The 13,856-nt window shown below is 65.1% G+C and carries 14 protein-coding genes; 7 read left to right on the top strand and 7 right to left on the bottom strand.

Annotation, left to right across the window (positions count from 1 at the left end; translation table 11 throughout):
• Positions 1-17: 17 nt before the first annotated feature.
• Together I6F16_RS32515 and I6F16_RS32510 are read right to left on the bottom strand one after the other, a co-directional pair.
• Complete coding sequence (locus I6F16_RS32515; protein WP_225113663.1) at positions 18-233, bottom strand: hypothetical protein; 216 nt, start codon at positions 231-233, stop codon at positions 18-20.
• Between the two features lie 20 nt (positions 234-253).
• Entirely contained in the window at positions 254-1,255 is a 1,002-nt protein-coding gene (locus tag I6F16_RS32510; RefSeq protein ID WP_225113662.1) for a 2-dehydropantoate 2-reductase, read from the bottom strand.
• Positions 1,256-1,416: 161 nt separating this feature from the next.
• Here I6F16_RS32510 and I6F16_RS32505 point away from each other — a divergent pair, with 161 nt between their 5' ends.
• Positions 1,417-1,983, top strand: coding sequence for a YidB family protein (locus I6F16_RS32505; RefSeq protein ID WP_225113661.1), 567 nt, complete (start codon positions 1,417-1,419; stop codon positions 1,981-1,983).
• A 33-nt stretch (positions 1,984-2,016) separates the two neighbouring features.
• Complete coding sequence (locus I6F16_RS32500) at positions 2,017-2,283, top strand: GlsB/YeaQ/YmgE family stress response membrane protein (RefSeq protein WP_036014563.1); 267 nt, start codon at positions 2,017-2,019, stop codon at positions 2,281-2,283.
• 147 nt (positions 2,284-2,430) lie between these two features.
• Here the strand turns inward: I6F16_RS32500 and I6F16_RS32495 are convergent, their stop codons facing one another.
• Positions 2,431-3,216, bottom strand: coding sequence for an SDR family oxidoreductase (locus I6F16_RS32495; protein ID WP_109141716.1), 786 nt, complete (start codon positions 3,214-3,216; stop codon positions 2,431-2,433).
• A 245-nt stretch (positions 3,217-3,461) separates the two neighbouring features.
• Between I6F16_RS32495 and I6F16_RS32490 the strand changes: the two genes are divergently transcribed.
• The 3 genes from I6F16_RS32490 to I6F16_RS32480 are packed head-to-tail and all read left to right on the top strand — an operon-like array spanning position 3,462 to position 6,535.
• Positions 3,462-4,526 carry an acyl-CoA dehydrogenase family protein gene (locus tag I6F16_RS32490; protein ID WP_225113660.1) on the top strand — a complete coding sequence of 355 codons (1,065 nt, stop codon included), beginning with the start codon at positions 3,462-3,464 and terminating at the stop codon, positions 4,524-4,526.
• A gap of 18 nt (positions 4,527-4,544) precedes the next feature.
• On the top strand, positions 4,545-5,705 hold the full coding sequence (locus tag I6F16_RS32485; protein WP_036014568.1) for an acyl-CoA dehydrogenase family protein: 1,161 nt from the start codon (positions 4,545-4,547) through the stop codon (positions 5,703-5,705).
• Positions 5,706-5,722: 17 nt separating this feature from the next.
• On the top strand, positions 5,723-6,535 hold the full coding sequence (locus I6F16_RS32480) for an enoyl-CoA hydratase/isomerase family protein (RefSeq protein ID WP_225113659.1): 813 nt from the start codon (positions 5,723-5,725) through the stop codon (positions 6,533-6,535).
• 186 nt (positions 6,536-6,721) lie between these two features.
• Here the strand turns inward: I6F16_RS32480 and I6F16_RS32475 are convergent, their stop codons facing one another.
• The 3 genes from I6F16_RS32475 to I6F16_RS32465 all read right to left on the bottom strand — a co-directional run bounded on the left by I6F16_RS32475 (position 6,722) and on the right by I6F16_RS32465 (position 9,660).
• Positions 6,722-7,468 carry a hypothetical protein gene (locus I6F16_RS32475; protein ID WP_036026313.1) on the bottom strand — a complete coding sequence of 249 codons (747 nt, stop codon included), beginning with the start codon at positions 7,466-7,468 and terminating at the stop codon, positions 6,722-6,724.
• A gap of 2 nt (positions 7,469-7,470) precedes the next feature.
• Entirely contained in the window at positions 7,471-8,259 is a 789-nt protein-coding gene (locus I6F16_RS32470; protein ID WP_036026312.1) for an enoyl-CoA hydratase, read from the bottom strand.
• Positions 8,260-8,454: 195 nt separating this feature from the next.
• Positions 8,455-9,660, bottom strand: a complete 1,206-nt coding sequence (locus I6F16_RS32465) for an ABC transporter substrate-binding protein (protein ID WP_074448069.1) — start codon at positions 9,658-9,660, stop codon at positions 8,455-8,457.
• Between the two features lie 399 nt (positions 9,661-10,059).
• On the opposite strand from I6F16_RS32465, the gene I6F16_RS32460 reads away from it, so the two are divergent.
• Both I6F16_RS32460 and I6F16_RS32455 read left to right on the top strand, forming a co-directional pair.
• Positions 10,060-10,830 carry a thermonuclease family protein gene (locus tag I6F16_RS32460; protein WP_225113658.1) on the top strand — a complete coding sequence of 257 codons (771 nt, stop codon included), beginning with the start codon at positions 10,060-10,062 and terminating at the stop codon, positions 10,828-10,830.
• A 134-nt stretch (positions 10,831-10,964) separates the two neighbouring features.
• Positions 10,965-12,356, top strand: a complete 1,392-nt coding sequence (locus I6F16_RS32455; protein WP_074448070.1) for a M48 family metalloprotease — start codon at positions 10,965-10,967, stop codon at positions 12,354-12,356.
• A gap of 77 nt (positions 12,357-12,433) precedes the next feature.
• Here I6F16_RS32455 and I6F16_RS32450 read toward each other — a convergent pair whose 3' ends face one another.
• Positions 12,434-13,678, bottom strand: a complete 1,245-nt coding sequence (locus tag I6F16_RS32450) for an MFS transporter (protein ID WP_225113657.1) — start codon at positions 13,676-13,678, stop codon at positions 12,434-12,436.
• Positions 13,679-13,856: the final 178 nt, after the last annotated feature.

The raw sequence follows: 13,856 nt of genomic DNA, 5'->3' as shown, positions 1-13,856 counted from the left end.
GAGATCAGCTCCCACCCTCAGTTCGTGCGCTTCTTCTTGCCCTGCTTCGGTTTCACCAACGGCGCAGTCGCCGGCTCCGTCACCATCGGCGAAGCACCCAACTGCGACCGGCTCTCCTGCAATCGCCTGTCATATCCAGGTGAGTTCATCACCGTCGGCGGCCTCGCATAGGCGAGCGTCGACGTGCCGCAGAAGGCGGTCAGCGCGAGCCCGATCACAAGACCACGTTTCATCGCGCTCCTCCTTTCGGGCGCTACCCCCGAATCTGCTGCGGCGTCATACGGAGCGGACCGTTGCCGGCCGCCTCGGCTTCCTTGATCAGCGCAACAATGCGGCGCATCAGCGGCACGGCGACATGGTTCCGCTCGGCGAGCGCGATCACCGCGCCTTGCAGATAGTCGATCTCGGTCTTGCGGCCCTGCTTCAGATCCTGCCACATCGAGGAGCGCGCCTCGGGATCGATCTTCATGGTCCGGCCCAGGATTGCACCGAAGATCGCATCCGGCAGCCGCAGCAGGGTTGGAGACCAGCTCATCGGGATCGGCGTCGACGACACCGGCACGATGTGGGCGGCCTTCAGCACGGCCAGCCCTTCGGCCATCTGGTCGGCGAACAGCCTGCGCCAGTCGCGGCTGGCCAGTTGCGCGGCAAGCGGCATGTCCGACAGCGCGCTGAGCGCGTTGTTCAGGTTGATGATCAGCTTGCCCCATTGCACGCCCGTGATGTCGCTGCTCGCGCGCATCGTGAGGCCGGCGACCGAGAGCTTCCCGGCCGTGTTCTCCGCATCCTCGCCAACATGAATGTCGCCGGAGGTCGAGCGGTGGAAGCGGCCCTCGCCCATCGCGATCACGTTGAACGGCACCATGCCGGCCAGCACGCGGCGGCCGCCCAGCCGCTCGCGCAGCGCAGCGACATTGCCGACGCCGTTCTGAAGCGAGACGATGACGGCATCCTCAGGCGCATGCTGCGCGATCTGCTCGGCGACAGCAGCGGTATCGGCGCTTTTCACCGTCACCAGCACGATGCCGGCGTTGTGGAAGATCGAGGGATCCTCCGACAGCGCCAGTTGACCCGCGCCGAGCTTGTTCTCGGAGCCGTCCAAATCAGTCAGAAGCAAGCCGAACCGCTCGATCTCGGTCTTTACCCGCGGCCGCACCAGGAGCGCGACGCGGCGGCCGCTGGCGGCCAGCATGCCGCCGACGAAACAGCCGATGGCGCCGGCGCCGGCCACAACGATCGGTCGATCCGCAATCACCGAGCTCACTCCCTGAATGACCGGCCTTCGATAGCAGAGCCGAGCCCGACAACCAATCGCGGCGCATCCGACTTGTAACGGTCATGAGTGCCCCATATCTTCTCGCCCCGGGGGCAGTCAGCGGCGAGCGCTCGCCGAACGAGACGCCAAAGGAGAGCACCATGGGTCTACTCGACGTCCTCAACGGCATGCAGAACGGCCCGCGCGGCCAGAGCACACCGAGCTCCGAGAAATCCCCCGGCGGCATGTCGCCGATGACCATGGCGCTGCTCGGCCTGCTCGCCTGGAAGGCATTCAAGCATTTCACCGGCAACCAGTCCGGCTCAGCGCCCCAACCGTTGCCGACACCCGCGCCTCCGCCGGTGAACGTAGGTCGGGGCGGCGGTCTGAACGACATGCTCAAGGGCGGCCTCGGCGGCCTGCTCGCCGGCGGTGCGGCCGGCAGCATTCTGAGCGGCGGGCTTGGCGATCTCCTCAACCAGCTCCAGCAGAGCGGACACGGTGATGCCGCCAATTCCTGGGTCGGCAAGGGCGAGAACAAGCCAATCGCGCCGGGCGATCTCGCCAGCGCGCTCGGCGCCGATCAGATCGAGAGCCTGTCCGCCCAGAGCGGCCTGTCACGCGAAGAGCTGCTCTCCGGCCTCAGCCAGTATCTGCCCCAGGTGGTCGACCATTTGACGCCGGACGGACGGCTGCCGACCGAGAATGAACTCTCGGATCGGGTCTGATCGGTTCAAAGAGAGGGGAGCACAGTCATGAGCATGGGCGGCCTGTTTTGGATCATCCTGGTCGGCTTCATTGCCGGCCTCATCGCGCGCTGGCTGTCGCCGGGGCCGAACAATCCGAGCGGCTTCATCCTCACCACCATCCTCGGCATTGCCGGTGCGTTTCTGGCCACCTGGATCGGCCAGGCCATCGGCCATTACAGCCCCGACCAGGGCGCCGGCTTCATCACCGCGACCATCGGCGCGGTGGTGGTGCTGTTCATCTGGAATCGGCTGGTAGCGAGCGGCGTGATCAAGGGATAGCGCTTAGAAGCGGTAACGACGAGAGCACGCCACCTCCTCATCGTCATGCCCGGGCTTGACCCGGGCATCCACGTCCTTCGACCCGAGCGGCCTCACGTGGATGGCCGGGTCAAGCCCGGCCATGACGCGGAGAGGGCGTATCGGGTCTCACGTAATCAAATGCATCCCCGCATCCATGCGCACGACCTCGCCGGTCATGTTGCTGGAGGCCGGCGTCGCCAGGAAGCAGACGAGCTGGGCGATGTCCTCCGCGGATGATGCGACCTTCAGCGGCACTTTCGCCACGACGCTGTCGCGCACCTGCTTGGCCTGCGCCTCGCCGCGGCCCTTGGTGAACCAGGGCGTGTCGATATAGCCAGGGCAGACCGTGTTGACGCGGATCAGCGGCGCCAGCGCGCGCGACAGCGACAGCGTCATGGTGTTGAGCGCACCCTTGCTCGCGGCGTACGCAATCGACGAGCCGACGCCGCTGATGCCGGCGACCGAGGACACGTTCACGACCGCAGATGGCCGCCCCGAAGCCTTGGCAGCGGCTTCGAGCAGGCTGCGCGCCGCGCGCACCATCTGGAACGGGCCGATGGTGTTGACGCCATAGACCCGCTGGAAATCTTCCGCCGACAGACCGTCGAGATCGGCGTGAGCCACATGCTTGGTGGTGCCGGCATTGTTGACGAGGATGTCGAGCCGGCCCCAGCCGCTGGCCGCCGCGACGATCTTGCGACAATCCTCATCCTTGGAGACGTCGCCCTGTGCGACCAAAACCTCCGCGGCGCCGGCCTTGCGGCAGGTCTCGGCCGTCGCCTCGGCTTCCTTCTGGCTCGACGAATAGTTGATGACGAGCCGCGCCCCGCTGCGGGCGAGAATCTCCGCAGTCGCTGCACCCAGCCCGGATGCGGACCCCGTCACGATTGCGCACAAGCCGTCTTTTGCCATCCGGATTTCCTTCCCCTGTCTCTGGTGTGGCGTCCTGTTTAGCGAGTTTGCCGCGCCCTGCAAATCGAGCAAACTCCGCTAAGCGGAATTAGCATTTCCTGAAGCCTGGCCCCATGCCCACGCCGCAGATGGACCTGCGATCAACGCTTGTCAGGGCCATGGCTTTTTCCGATCATCGGGCGCAAGAAGAGACTGCGCACTGGCCGATCAGACCGGACGCGCCAATGTAAGATACGGGGAACGCTGTGGCGGAGAGTGACAATATCGTCGTCGAGACCGCGGAGAAGATCTTCGCAGATCTCGCCGATCCGCAAACCATCAACAACGACAAGAACAATTCCTGGCAGGCGCCGCTGTGGCAGGCGTTGAGCGAAGCCGGCCTGCCGCTGTCCTGGGTGCCGGATGATCTCGGCGGCTCGGGTGCGAGCCTCGCCGACGGCTTTGCGCTGATGAACGCCGCCGGCCGTTTCGCAGTCGCGGTGCCGCTGGCCGAGACCATGCTGGCGGGATGGCTGCTGGCACAGGCCAAGATCACATCACCCGATGGCGAGATGACGGTCGTGCCGGCGTCCCCGAAGGACCGCATCACCCTCGATGCCGACGGTGCGCTCTCCGGCCGCGCGCGCGGCGTACCCTTTGCCAAGACGGCGAAGCATTTTGCCGTGCTGGCGCACGGCAAGGATGGTGCTTCCATCGCGCTGATCGACGCGGCCAAGGCGCGGATCGAGGCCGGGCTCAATGTCGGCTACGACCACAGCGATACCGTCACGCTCGACAAGGTCCAGCCAGTCGCCATCAAGCCCGCGCCGAAGGGCTTTGAGCAGACCCATCTGATGCTGATGGGCGGCGTCGCGCGCAGCCTCCAGATCGCCGGCGCGCTGGAATCCATGCTCGACATCTCCGTGCGCTATTCCAACGAGCGTGTCGCCTTCGAGAAGAAGATCTCGAAATTCCAGGCCGTGCAGCACAATCTCGCGCGCCTCGCCGGCGAATCCGCCGCGGCGCTTGCGGCGGCGACGTCCGCCGCCGACGCCATCGCCAATGCAAGATCGTTCAACGACGAGATCTATCTCGAAGCCGCCTCCGCAAAGATCCGCTGCGCGGAAGCTGCCGAGAAGGGCGGCGGCATCGCGCATCAGGTCCATGGCGCGATCGGCTTCACCATGGAGCACATCCTGCACCGCTATTCGCTGCGCGCGCTGGCCTGGCGCGACGATTTTGGCTCGGAAAGCTACTGGGCCGTCGAGCTCGGCAAGCTCGTGGCAAACCGCGGCGCCGATGAATTGTGGCCGCTCGTGGCGTCGCGCTGATCAGGGGACGAGACAAAAATGACCGCTGCCCTCCGTTTCGATCCGATCCGCCTGCCGGAGAAATGCGAGCAATTGCGCAAGGAAGTGCGCGCCTTCCTCGCCGAGGAAATCGCCGCCGGCACTTTCGATCCGCACAAGCCCAATCGCGAGGACACCGACGCGCCGGAATTTTCCCGCCGGGTCGGCGCCAAGGGCTGGCTCGGCATGACCTGGCCGAAAAAGTATGGCGGCCAGGAACGCTCCTTCCTCGAGCGCTACGTGGTGACCGAGGAGATGCGCGTCGCCAATGCGCCGACGCGGCGCTTCTTCGTCGCCGACCGCCAGAGCGGGCCGGTGCTTTTGAAATACGCGCCCGAGCACATAAAGATGGAGATCCTGCCGCGGATCTGCCGCGGCGAGATCTGCTTTGCGATCGGCATGAGCGAGCCGAACTCGGGCTCCGATTTGTTCGCAGCGAAGACGCGCGCGACCAAGACCGAGGGCGGCTATCTCATCAACGGCACCAAGATCTGGACCTCGTCGGCGCATATCGCCGACTACATGATCGCGATCTTCCGGACCTCGCCGCCGACCAAGGAGAACCGCCGCCACGGCCTGACCCAGTTCCTGGTCAAGATGAAACAGCCGGGCATCAAGGTGAACCCGATCGGCCAGATCACCGGCCAGTATGAATTCAACGAGGTGGTCTTCACCGATCACTTCATTCCCGATGACCATGTGCTCGGCGAGGTCGACGGCGCCTGGAAACAGGCGACGAGCGAGCTCGCCTATGAACGCTCGGGCCCTGAGCGTTTCCTCGAGACCTATTACGTCCTCACCGAGCTGGTCCGCGCTGTCGGTCCCAATCCCGACACGCGCAGCGCCGAGGGCATCGGCCGCCTGGTCGCGCAGCTCCACACTATGCGGCGGATGTCGGTCTCGGTGGCCGGCATGCTCGAAGCCGGCAAGGAGCCGGTGGTCGAAGCGTCCATCGTCAAGGACATCGGCACGGTCTGGGAGCAGCAGCTGCCGCATCGCGTGCGCGATCTCGCCGCCTTCGTCGAGGAGACCGCGACCAACCGTGAGACCTTGGAGCGGCAGCTCGACTTCGCGATCAAGACCGCGCCGAAACTCACCATCCAGGGCGGCACCACCGAGGTGCTGCGCGGTATCATCGCCCGCGGATTGGGTCTGCGTTAAGTCAATCGAGGATCATCATGAGCACCTATCAAGATATCGGCGTCGAGAAGGTCGGGCATGTCGGCACCATCGAGATCCGCCGTCCGCCGCTCAACTTCTTCGATATCTCGCTGATCAACCAGATCGCGGACGCGCTCGACGAGTTCGACCGCGACATCGAAATCCGTGCCTCCGTGCTCTCCGCGCAGGGCAAGGCGTTCTGCGCCGGCGCCAATTTCGGCGATCCGGCGCGGCAGGCCCAGGAGGCGCGCGAGGCCGAGAAAAAGGGCGATCCGGCCGACAGTCTCGGACCGATCAACCATCTCTACATCCAGGCCGTGCGCATCTTCCGCGCCAAGAAGCCGATCGTCGCCGCCGTGCAGGGCGCGGCCATCGGTGGCGGACTCGGGCTTGCCGTGTCGGCCGATTTCCGCGTCACCTGTCCCGAAGCGCGCTTCTCCGCAAACTTCACCAAGCTCGGCTTCCACCCCGGCTTCGGCCTGACCGTGACGCTGCCGGAGCTGATCGGCAAGAACAACGCCGAGCTGATGTTCTATACCAGCCGCCGCGTCACGGGCGAGGAAGCCTACAAATGGGGCCTCGCCAACGAGCTGGTGCCGCAGGACCAGGTCAAGGCGGCCGCGATGAAGCTCGCCGGCGAGATCGCCGAATGCTCCCCGCTCGGCCTGCTCTCCACCCGCGCCACGATGCGCAATGGCCTTGCCGACCGCGTGATGGCCGCGACCAATCACGAACTCGCCGAGCAGACGCGGCTGCGCGCGACGGACGATTTCAAGGAAGGCGTGAAGGCCACGGAAGAGCGCCGCGCGGCGAATTTCAAGGGAAGGTAGTTTATTACAAAGCGATCGCTTCTTTCTTCCTTCTCCCCTTGTGGGAGAAGGTGGCGCGAAGCGCCGGATGAGGGGTTGCTTCAGCGCATTCAAACGCAAGTGATTCGCTCGCGGAGAGAGACCCCTCACCCGTCTCGCCGCTCGCGGCGAGCCACCCTCTCCCACAGGGGGAGAGGGTTTGCCCGATCAACTCACGCGGAACGTCACTCCGCCCAGCAGAAACTCGTTGCCCTCAACCGCGAGCCCTTTTGCCTTGGCGGTATGCAGCACCTGCGCCACGTCAGTCACCCGAAACTCCAGCGCACTCATGATCTCGCTGGCGCCCTTGACGAAGCGGAAGGTCGCGTTGGGTAGCTTCAGTTCGGCGCCTTCAGGCGCAATTCCGATGATCCTGCCCCAGTGCTCGGCCAGCCCTTGCGGATCCGGGCTCTGCATCTCCACCGCCGTCAGCGCCTCGGTCACATCCTTGCGAATGAATTTCTGCCAGTCCGGTCCCGCCGGAGGATACGGCCCGAGGATGTCGTCGCTGCCTTCGGTGTGATTGAACTCGATGAAGGCGGCGCGGCAGTCGCGGGGGTGGAGCTGGACGCCGTGATACGGCGCGTGGTCGATGACATTGGCGGTGCGCACGCCGAGCGCATTGGCGTTGCGGCCGCGCTCGTCCGGGTCGTCGCAGCAGAAGATCGCCATGTAACCGCCGCGGCCGCCGGTCTTCTCGATGAAGCGACCGGCCGTGGTGCCGTCCTTGAACGGCGCGACCACCTCCAGCAGGATCGTGTCGACCGGGAGCAGCGCGTTCTCGAGGCCGTATTTGGCGACATTGCCGTCGCGATAGCAGACGGCGAGGCCCATGATCCGACCGATATCCGTGATGACGGGCTCGAGCTGCGGCGCGACCAGGCAGATCTGACGCAGCCGGATATAGGGCGCCATGGTCATGCGCCCCTAAAGGTCGGCTTGCGCTTCTCGACGAAGGCCTTGGCCGCCTCCTTGTGATCCTCGGTGTCGCCGCAACGGGTGTGATGGATCGCCTCGCCGTCGAAGCAATCCTCCAGCGCCAGGTGCTCGGCGTTGTTGATGTTGCGCTTGATGAAGCCGAGCGCGATCGACGGCCCTTGCGCCAGCGACAGCGCGAGCTCGTGCGCGGCCGCGTCGATCTCGGCGTCGGGCACGACCTTCGTCACCATGCCGATCGCATGTGCCTCCTTCGCGGTGAGCACCGGCGACATCAGATAGAGCTCGCGCGCCCGCGCACTGCCGAGCAGCTGGGTCAGGAAATAGGTGCCGCCGTAATCACCGGAGAACCCGACCTTGGCGAAGGCGGTGGTGATCTTGCAGGATTCGGAGGCGATGCGCAGGTCGCAGGACAGCGCCATGGACAGGCCGGCGCCCGCCGCCGCGCCATCGAGCTGGGCCACCACGGGCTTTGGCATCTGATGCAGGATGCGCGAGACCTCCATGCCGCGGCGCAAGTTTGCGAGCTTCTGCTCGAACGGCAGCGGCGCGCGACCAGCTGCCATCGATTTGACGTCGCCGCCGACGCAGAAGGAGCCGCCGGCGCCCTTGAACAGCACCGCCCGCACCTCGGGATCATCAGCCGCGCGCCGCGCCGCCTCGACCAGCCCGGCGACCATCTCGGGATTGAGCGCGTTCTTCCGCTCCGGCCGATTCATCGTGATGGTGAGCAGCCCGCCTTCGAGCTTTTGCAGGACCATGTCGTTCATGGATGTTGGCCTCATTCTGTGGTGCCACTCTCTCACTTTATCATTCCGGGGCGCGACGAAGTCGCGAACCCGGAATCCATCTCTCAACCGTCAATGCCGCCCAATGGATCCCGGGCTCTCGCTTTCGCGAGCCCCGGGATGACGACCTATTGTTTGGCGCGCCCCGGGATGACGGCGTGCCCTTACGTCACGCCGTCACTTCTTCACCAGCGGGCAGCGCGACAGCTCCAATGACTGGAACGCCTCGTTGCCGGGGACGGTGGCGAGCAGCTTGTAATCGTCCCAGCGGCCCTTGGACTCCGACGGCTTCTTCACCTCGAACAGGTACATGTCGTGGATCATGCGGCCGTCCTCGCGGATCTTGCCGTTCTTGGCGAAGAAGTCGTTGATCGGCGTCTCCTTCATCAGCTTGATCACCGCCGCGGCGTCGGTCGTGCCGGCTGCCTTCACCGCTTTCAGATAATGGGTGACGGAGGAATAGACGCCGGCTTGTGCCGAGGTCGGCACGCGCTTGGTGCGCTCCATGAAGCGCTTCGAGAATGCACGCGTGTCGTCGTTGAGATCCCAGTAGAACGCTTCCGCGAGCAGCAGCCCCTGCGCGGTCTCGAGCCCGATCGAGTCGATATCGGTGACGAACGCGAGCAGCGGCGAGACCTTCTGGCCGCCCTTGGTGATGCCGAACTCCGCCGCCTGCTTGATGGCGTTGATGGTGTCGCCGCCGGCATTCGCGAGCCCGATCACCTTGGCCTTGGAGGCCTGAGCCTGGAGCAGGAAGGACGAGAAATCCGACGTGTTGAGCGGGTGGCGGACGGCACCGAGCACCTTGCCGCCGGTCTTGGTCACGACCGCGCTGGTGTCCTTCTCCAGATCCTGGCCGAAGGCGTAGTCGGCAGTGAGGAAGAACCAGCTGTCGAGACCCGACTTCACCGCCGCAAGACCGGTCACGTTGGCCTGGCCGTAGGTGTCGAACACGTAGTGGATGGTGTAGGGACCGCAGGCCTCGTTGCTGAGACGGATCGAGCCCGGCCCGTTGAACATGATGATCTTGTTGCGCGCTTTCGCGATCTCGCCGGCGGCAAGCGCGGTCGCGGAGGCCGCGACGTCGTAGATCATCTCGACGCCCTGATTATCGAGCATGTCGCGGGCAATGTTGGCGGAGAGATCGGCCTTGTTGAGATGGTCGGCCGCCAGCACCTGGATCTTGCGTCCCAGCACCTCGCCGCCGAAATCCTCGACCGCCATCTTCGCCGCAGTCTCGCTGCCGGAGCCGGTGATATCTGCATAAAGGCTCGACATGTCGAGGATGCCGCCGATCTTCAGCGGCGGCTTGTCCTGAGCCTGTGCGGCGCTCGCATTGAGGGCAAACGCGGCGGCAAAAATGCCGGACAAAATAGTCTTCATCGAAAACGACCTCCCTTATCGCGCCGTGCTCTGATGGCGGCTTGGTTATTGCTCTTGGGTTATTGCTCTTGGCTATTCGCTGTTGCCGCAATCATGCCGCATGCGCAAGAGCGCAGCAAGCGCAGGTGCGATGCAGATGAATGATCAATGCGCGCTTTCCGCAAAGCGGAATGCCGCGAGGACGGAAGCTGTCCCCGCATTGTCATTGCGAGCCAACGGGTCCGCGCGAAGCGCGGCCGGATGACAGGCTCCGCGAAGCAATCCAGAAATGCGTCCGCGGAAACAGTCTGGATTGCTTCGTCGCGAAGAGCTCCTCGCAATGAAGGGTGTGAGAAAGCCCCTTCGCATCTCACCACGCATGAGTTAAGGTCCGGCCGCAATGCAACCTCTCCGGATCACGTGACGCAACGGCTTCGCTTCATCGTCGCATGTCTTCTCGTCGCAAGTAGCTCGGCATTCGCGGGCCCCTGCCAGTTCGAGTCCCAAGGCGAAGGCCGCGTCGCTGCCATCGTCGATGCGCGCAGCGTGCGGCTCGATGACGGGCGCGAGATCCGCCTCAGCGGCATCGCGCCGACCGCGACCACGAAGCAGGCGCTGACCTCGCTGCTCGCCGGCCACGACGTGATGCTGCGGAGCGCTGACGACACGCCTGATCGCTACGGCCGCCAGAGTGCGCTTGTCTTCATCGGCGAAGGCGACATCTCGGTGCAGGCCATGCTGCTCGCTCGGGGCGATGCCATCGCCTCCGCCGAGATCCTGGACAAGGACTGCGCGGCCGCCCTGATGGCGTCCGAAGCTGCGGCGCGGCGCCAAAAAATGGGCAGCTGGGCTGACCCGTCGGCCATAAAAAACGCGGAAAGTCCGGACGATATTTTGGCGGAGATCGGGCGCTTTACGGTGGTCGAAGGCAAAGTCCTGTCGGTCCGGCAAGCTGGGGCAACGACCTACCTCAACTTCGGACGAAACTGGACACGCGGCTTTGCCGTGACTATTTCAAAGCGCACGCTAGCGGCGTTCGAAAGCGCTGGTATGGCCCTTAAGTCCCTGGAGAATCGGCGTATTCGCGTTCGGGGCTGGGTTGAGGGGAATACGGGGCCACGCATCGATGTACGCCTCGTGGGGCAGATCGAGTTGCTGGGCGCAAACGAGCCGACAGGGGTAAGGCCTTAAGACAGGCCGGGCACGGGTTAAACGACGTGAATGGGGTGCTAGAACGGCACGGACTGGGCGATTGCCGCCGCCTGCGGGCTGCGCCGGCCGCGCTTTGCCTTGCGCTGGGCGGACTTCTCGCTGGCTGCGGCGATATGGGCCGGTTCCAGACTGCGGCGACCCCGGCAGCCGTCGCGATGCCGAAGCCGAAGCCTGCCGTCGCCCAAACCCCGGCCACCGAGAAGGAGCACGAGCGCATCCTGGCGAGCTATGGCGGGACCTATGACGATCCCAAGCTCGAGGCGCTCGTCAGCAAGACCGTCGACCGGCTGGTCGCGGCCTCCGAGCGGCCCGACCAGGGCTACAAGGTCACCATCCTCAATTCCGGGGCGGTGAACGCCTTCGCGCTGCCCAACGGCCAGCTCTATGTCACGCGCGGCCTGCTCGCGCTCGCCAGCGACACCTCCGAATTGTCCTCCGTGCTCAGCCACGAGATGGCGCATGTGCTGTCCAAGCACGCGGCGATGCGCGAGGACCAGGCCCGCCAGGCCGCGATCGTCACCCGCGTTGTCACCGACATGAGCAACGATCCCGACCTCACCGCGCTGGCGCTGGCCAAGACCAAGCTCACCATGGCGAGCTTCTCGCGCAAGCAGGAGTTCGAGGCCGACGGCATCGGCGTCGGCATCTCCGCCAAGGCGCATTTCGACCCGTACGGCGCGGCGCGCTTCCTGTCCGCGATGGAGCGAAATGCCGAGCTGAAGGCCGGCAAGAGCTCGCTCGATCCGCGCGCGCAGGATTTCACCTCGTCGCATCCGGCAACTCCGGAACGCGTCCAGAACGCGCAGAACATTGCCCGCCAATACACCGCGCCTGAAGGCGCCGAGCGCGATCGCGAAAGCTATCTCGCCGCGATCGACAACCTCGTCTATGGCGAAGACCCGAGCGAAGGTTTTGTCCGCGGCCGGCGCTTCCTGCATCCGAAGCTCGGCTTCACCTTCCAGGCGCCGGACAATTTCACGCTCGACAACACCGCGCAGGCCGTGATCGGCGTCCGCGAGGGCGGCGCGCAGGCGATGCGCTTCGACGTCGTGCGCGTGCCGGCCGAACAGTCGCTCGGCGACTACCTCAATTCGGGCTGGATGGAAGGCGTCGAGAAGGCTTCGACCGAGGATCTCACCGTCAACGGTTTTCCAGCGGCGTCCGCCACCGCCAAGGGCGACCAATGGCAGTTCAAGGTCTATGCGCTGCGCTTCGGCAGCGACGTCTATCGCTTCATCTTCGCGGCACGGCAGAAATCGACCGAGAGCGAGCGGAATGCGCGCGAGACCGTCAACTCGTTCCGGCGGCTGACGCTGGAGGAAATCCAGGCCGCGCGCCCGCTGCGCATCAAGGTCATCACTGTGCAGCCCGGCGATACCGTGGAGTCGCTCTCCCACCGCATGGCCGGCGTCGACCATCCCGCCGAGCGCTTCCGCGTACTGAACGGCCTCGATCGCACCGCGCAGGTGAAGGTGCGCGACCGCGTCAAGATCGTCGCGGACTAATTTGTTTGAGCATGATCGTATCGGAAAACCGCTACACACTTTTCCGGATCATGCTCTAACGCCGCTCCAAGCGCGTCTCATCCCACTGAAGAGAACTTTGCCCGCGGCTTCCCCCGCACCATGATCAGCGCCGCCGCCATCACCTCCAGCGCGATGCAGAGATAGAAGGGCAGCGTATAGCCGCCGGAGAGATCGCGCAGGAAACCGACCACGCCGGGACCGAACGCGTAGGTCACCTGGTTGATCGCCGTGTTGAGGCTGATCAGCACGCCGAAGGCGGCGGAGTCGAACTCCTGCTGCACGATGAGCGAGGGCAGCGTGATGAGGTTGCCGACCGAAAAGCCGAACACGGCGCAGGCCGCGATCAGCACGTAATCGTTGTGCAGGTTGACGACGACGAGAAGCGCGGCGGCCTGGCTGAGGAACGACAGCGCGGACGCGAGGCGCTGATTGATGCGGTCGATCACCAGCGAGAACAGCACGCGGCCGACCACCGCCATCGCGGTGAGCACCGCGACGGCCACGGCGGCGCGCTCGCGTCCGATCACGGGATCGAGGAACGAGATCAGATGCACGATGAAGCCGACCTGGGCGAACAGCACCAGGGCGAAGGCGATCGTCACCGTGAGGAAGCCGGCGTCCCGCAGCGCCCAGGCGCGGATCTCAGTCGATGATTGCGGCTTCGCCTTCGCCGCCGCCTGCCACCCGTGGCGATCGGGCGGGCGGCCGACGAGAAGGAGGATGACCGGCACGAGCAGGATCAGCATGGCGCCGGCGGCGGCGTACATCGCACCGGCGAAGCCGATATGGCCGATCAATGCTACCAGCAGCGGCACGCCGGCGATGCCGCCGAAGCTGGCGCCGTTGAGCGCGAGACTGATCGCCATGCCGCGCTTCTGGTCGAACCACAGGCTGATCGTGTTGGTGATCATGCCGAGACTGGTGCCGGCCCAGCCGAAGGCGAGCACGGCATTGGCGAGATAGAGCTGCCAGGGCTCGCGCACCGCGCCGATCGCGACCGCGGCGGACGCCATCGCCAGCGTCCCGGCGATCAGGCTGAGCCGTGGACCGTATTTCCGCACGGCCTCGCCGACGAAGACGACCAGCAGCGCGCCGAACAAATAGAAGAACGTGGTGCCGGAGGAGATCAGCGAGGCCGGCCAGCCCCGTGCGCGCTGCAGCTCGGCGACATAGACGCTCTGGCCATAGAAGCCGAGCCCCCAGCCGAAGGTGGCGAGCAGGAAGCAGACCGCGACGATGCGCCAGCCTTCATAGCGGAGCGAGGATTCGTGGGCCGCTGGGGTCTGAGGATTGTCGAGCATTTCATCTGCCGTTTGTTTTGCTCCGTCATGCCCGGACTTGTTCCGGGCATCCACGTTCTTCTTCCGACCTCGCAAAGACGTGGATGGCCGGGACAAGCCCGGCCATGACGACATCTAAATAACCTTCCTCAGAAAATCACTTCGACCTGGATCGAAGTGTCAACGCTGCTGACAACCT

This window comes from Bradyrhizobium sp. IC4060, assembly GCF_020193715.1.
Lineage (GTDB): Bacteria > Pseudomonadota > Alphaproteobacteria > Rhizobiales > Xanthobacteraceae > Bradyrhizobium > Bradyrhizobium yuanmingense.
The sequence above is the reverse complement of the archived record's forward strand: the minus strand, read 5'-3'. Positions and strand labels throughout refer to the sequence as shown.

Excerpts from the sequence above, each read along its gene's own strand:
- I6F16_RS32515 (WP_225113663.1), bottom strand. The coding sequence starts at position 233 with ATGAAACGTGGTCTTGTGATCGGGCTCGCGCTGACCGCCTTCTGCGGC.
- I6F16_RS32505 (WP_225113661.1), top strand. The coding sequence starts at position 1,417 with ATGGGTCTACTCGACGTCCTCAACGGCATGCAGAACGGCCCGCGCGGC.
- I6F16_RS32500 (WP_036014563.1), top strand. The coding sequence starts at position 2,017 with ATGGGCGGCCTGTTTTGGATCATCCTGGTCGGCTTCATTGCCGGCCTC.
- I6F16_RS32495 (WP_109141716.1), bottom strand. The coding sequence starts at position 3,216 with ATGGCAAAAGACGGCTTGTGCGCAATCGTGACGGGGTCCGCATCCGGG.
- I6F16_RS32485 (WP_036014568.1), top strand. The coding sequence starts at position 4,545 with ATGACCGCTGCCCTCCGTTTCGATCCGATCCGCCTGCCGGAGAAATGC.
- I6F16_RS32480 (WP_225113659.1), top strand. The coding sequence starts at position 5,723 with ATGAGCACCTATCAAGATATCGGCGTCGAGAAGGTCGGGCATGTCGGC.
- I6F16_RS32475 (WP_036026313.1), bottom strand. The coding sequence starts at position 7,468 with ATGGCGCCCTATATCCGGCTGCGTCAGATCTGCCTGGTCGCGCCGCAG.
- I6F16_RS32470 (WP_036026312.1), bottom strand. The coding sequence starts at position 8,259 with ATGAACGACATGGTCCTGCAAAAGCTCGAAGGCGGGCTGCTCACCATC.
- I6F16_RS32465 (WP_074448069.1), bottom strand. The coding sequence starts at position 9,660 with ATGAAGACTATTTTGTCCGGCATTTTTGCCGCCGCGTTTGCCCTCAAT.
- I6F16_RS32455 (WP_074448070.1), top strand. The coding sequence starts at position 10,965 with ATGGGCCGGTTCCAGACTGCGGCGACCCCGGCAGCCGTCGCGATGCCG.
- I6F16_RS32450 (WP_225113657.1), bottom strand. The coding sequence starts at position 13,678 with ATGCTCGACAATCCTCAGACCCCAGCGGCCCACGAATCCTCGCTCCGC.